This is a genomic window from Methanosarcina spelaei (assembly GCF_002287235.1).
Lineage (GTDB): Archaea > Halobacteriota > Methanosarcinia > Methanosarcinales > Methanosarcinaceae > Methanosarcina > Methanosarcina spelaei.
On sequence record NZ_LMVP01000182.1, the window covers coordinates 1 to 3,377 of the forward strand.

General features: G+C 40.1%; 3 protein-coding genes. 1 reads left to right on the forward strand and 2 read right to left on the reverse strand.

From position 1 onward, the window contains the following. Positions 1-421: IS1634 family transposase (locus tag ASJ81_RS10285; RefSeq protein WP_141241552.1), on the forward strand; the 421-nt coding region annotated here is incomplete at its 5' end. Positions 422-520: 99 nt separating this feature from the next. On the opposite strand, the gene gatE is transcribed toward ASJ81_RS10285, so the two are convergent. Together gatE and ASJ81_RS10295 are read right to left on the reverse strand one after the other, a co-directional pair. Continuing rightward, complete coding sequence (gatE, locus tag ASJ81_RS10290) at positions 521-2,422, reverse strand: Glu-tRNA(Gln) amidotransferase subunit GatE (protein ID WP_095644382.1); 1,902 nt, start codon at positions 2,420-2,422, stop codon at positions 521-523. 602 nt (positions 2,423-3,024) lie between these two features. Then, positions 3,025-3,312: a hypothetical protein gene (locus tag ASJ81_RS10295; protein WP_141241663.1), complete on the reverse strand. Its 288-nt coding sequence runs from the start codon at positions 3,310-3,312 to the stop codon at positions 3,025-3,027. Between the last annotated feature and the right edge of the window lie 65 nt (positions 3,313-3,377).

Sequence of the window (3,377 nt, forward strand, 5' to 3'; positions counted from 1 at the left end):
CAGTAACGACACTAATCTTGATGCTGAAAAGATGCTGGATCACTACAAAAACCAGAGTAAAGTGGAAAAAGGGTTCAGGTTCATAAAAGATAAGAGCTTTAGGGTTTCAGAAGTTTATTTGAAAAAACCTCAAAGAATTGAAGCTTTATCAATGGTAATGGTCTTAACTCTGATGGTTTACTCGGTAGCGGAATGGAAGCTGAGAGAGAGGCTAAAAGAAACAGGGGAAACAATACGTAATCAAATTAAGAAACAAACTCAAAAACCAACACTGAAATGGGTCTTCACGCTGATGAGAGGAATTACAGAAGTAAAAATAGAAGTGGAATCAAAAGTGGTAACTCAAATTGCCAATATGGATGAAGTTAAGGACAAAATAATAAGGTTGATGGGGATAAATTGTGAAAAATACTACATTTGAGTGAAGATCTGCGGAAAGACAGATAGAAAAAACAAAGAACAACAATAGAAAAAACAAAGAATAAATAAGGAGAGTAAAGGATAAATTGAAAAAAGGGGATTACCCCTGATTAATGAAGCTATCCAGTTCTTTTTTCAACATTTGACTAAGGATTTTTCCATCAACCATGCCCCTATATTCCTTCATAACAATACCCATGAGGGGACCAAGAGCTGTCGGACCTTTTTCCTTGATAAAGTCTCCTCTTTCCCTGACGGTTTTCTTGATGAATTTTTCGACCTCTTCAGGGTCAAAAGTACTGAACCCAAGCTTTGAAATCGCTTCCGACGTACTCAGTTCAGGCTCTTTTGCAAGAGAGGCCAAAAGGTCCTGGGTGGCTTCTTTTGCAATTTCCTGATTTGAAATCGCTGCGAAAAGCCCTTTGAAATGTTCATCCGTAAGGTTTTCGGTCTCTACCCCGTTTCTCCGGATTTCCGGAACAATCCCGACAAGAGTTCTGGCAATCAGGGTTGAGTTTACGTTTGCATCTTTCCTGTAGGTCTCGATCAGCTCCTCAAAGAGAGGCAGATACTTTGAATAAGCTATTTTTTCGGCAAGCTCTTTATTCAGGCCGTTTTCTGAGACAAAACGTTTCGCCCTTTCAGTAAGGAGTTCCGGAGTCTCAATTGAGTCGAAATATTCCTGCGAGATTTCGATTTGAGGCACATCGGTTTCAGGGTACATCCTTGCAGCGCCAGGAAGGGGACGCATATAGGCGGTATTTCCGTCGGGAAGGGCTTTTCGGGTCTCTTCGGGAATTCCTTCTATGGCTTCTTTTGCCCTTTGAATGACCGCTTCGATTGCGAGCCTGGCTTTCTCAGGTTCGTCCGCAACCATTATTACGGCATCGCCTGCAGAAGCACCTATTGCGTCTCTGACAGTTTTGACTTCTTTTTCGGTTATCCCGTAGTTCGGAAGTTCGTCAGTGTGGAAAATCCCTCCAACACCCGCAGTCTTCGCCCTGTCTGAAAATTCGGTCCCAAGCCTCCTTCCTGGCTGCACTTCTCTACCTATAAGCCCATCGAATTTCCTGAGAAGAGCTGCAAGGACTGCGCCTTTTTTCACGCCTTTTTGCAAGACTTTGGATTTCGTGTCTACGAAAAGCCCTGTTATGTCATAGATTTCTTCACAGACGAAAGCTTTTCTTTCCATAAGCTCCTGCCTGATAAAAAGAAGATTTAACTGCCTTTCGACTTCCCTGCGGACGATGTCTTCTATAAGGTCAAGCGCCTGCACGCCTTTTATTTCGACTCTTGCGCCTTCGGCAATTGAGATGTTTACATCCTGCCTGATCGTGCCAAGCCCTCTCTTTACTTTCCCTGTAGACCTGAGGAACATTCCTATCTGCTCGGCAACTTCTCTTGCTTGCCCAGGAGATTTGATATCAGGGGCAGTTGCGACCTCCACAAGCGGGATTCCCAGCCTGTCCAGGGAATAAATGATCGAGTCTCCGATTTCTTCTACTTTCTGGGCAGCTTCTTCTTCCACGCAGAGACTGTCAATCCCACAGCGTCCGTCAGAGGTCTCGATATATCCGTCACTTGCAAGAAAAGCAGTCCTCTGGAACCCGCTTGTGTTCGAGCCGTCAACCACGATTTTCCTCATAACATGCATCTGGTCGACAGGCTTCATGTTGAAGAGTTTTGCAATCCCGAGGGAAATGTCCAGGGCTTCTTTATTGAGTTCTCTTGGAGGCTCTTCATCATTTTCTATAAGGCAGGTAGTGTCATAAGCTTTATAGATATACTTTCTCCGGATCTTGGTCTGCTCCACTGCAGCCCTATCTTTTTCTCCCATCTCACTTTCCGTAGCCCTGAGATACCTGAAAAACTCGAAGTCCGACTCTTTGACATCTCTTATAACGGTCGGACACCTGCAGAATAACTTTTCCTTCGAATCCAGCTGCTGGTGAATTTCAAGCCCGGCTTTCAGCCCAAGTTCACTATAATCGTATTTTTCCATATTTTCACCCGAATCTAAGCAGGAAGCGCCTTAGTTCTCGTTAATTTTCCTTGAATTCCCTTAAAACTTTCCTTGCAAATTTTTGAGTAGTCTGTAATATTTTCTAATTTTTATTAAATTATCTCTAGTTGTCCTTTTAGCCCTATTTAATTCTCTTTCAAATCAAATCTTTTTCAAATCCAGCTCTTTTTATTCTCCCTTCTGTTTTAAGTCCTTCGACTCGTTACTTCCTCTCTCCTTTTAACCTTTTTGCGCTCTATTCCTTTCTTAGCTCTTTTAGGTGCTGCACTGACAATTCTCAATTGTTATTGAGTACAACTGTTATTGAGTAATTGTTGAATAATTGTTGAATAATTGTTGAATAATTGTTGAATAATTGTTGAATAATTGTTGAATAATTGTTGAATAATTGTTGAATAATTGTTGAATAATTGTTGAATAATTGTTGAGTAGAAAATTGAATGTAAAAGAATTGAATGTAAAAGGTATTATAAATTGTATAAAGGTATCTCTGTATATAAGGGTGAAGCAATTTAATTGACTCGCTAAGTAATAAAATCAGTAAAAAAGTTTTGGTCGTGGATGAAGAACTTCAGGATATTTCACAACTTGCGAATCTCGTCTATTACCGTTTGTGCAGACTTTATTGAAGAAATAGTAATCCCTTTTTTAATTTGAATATCCAGATCATAGTCTGCATGGTTTCTTCTGTCTCTGAGCTTGAAAAGAAGATTACTTATAAAAGAGTTTTTATCTTTCATATAGTCAATTACTTTTTTATGCACATTAGAATCAGGAGGAAAACTGTAACCTGAAGATTCCAGATAGCATCTTGCAACTAAAAAAGCTGCATAATAAGCTCTACCTGACATTCCGCAGATGTCTGACAAATTTACCTATTTTTTTATTAATATATAAATATCACAAATGTCCTATCTTTCTTCGGCTTTCATTA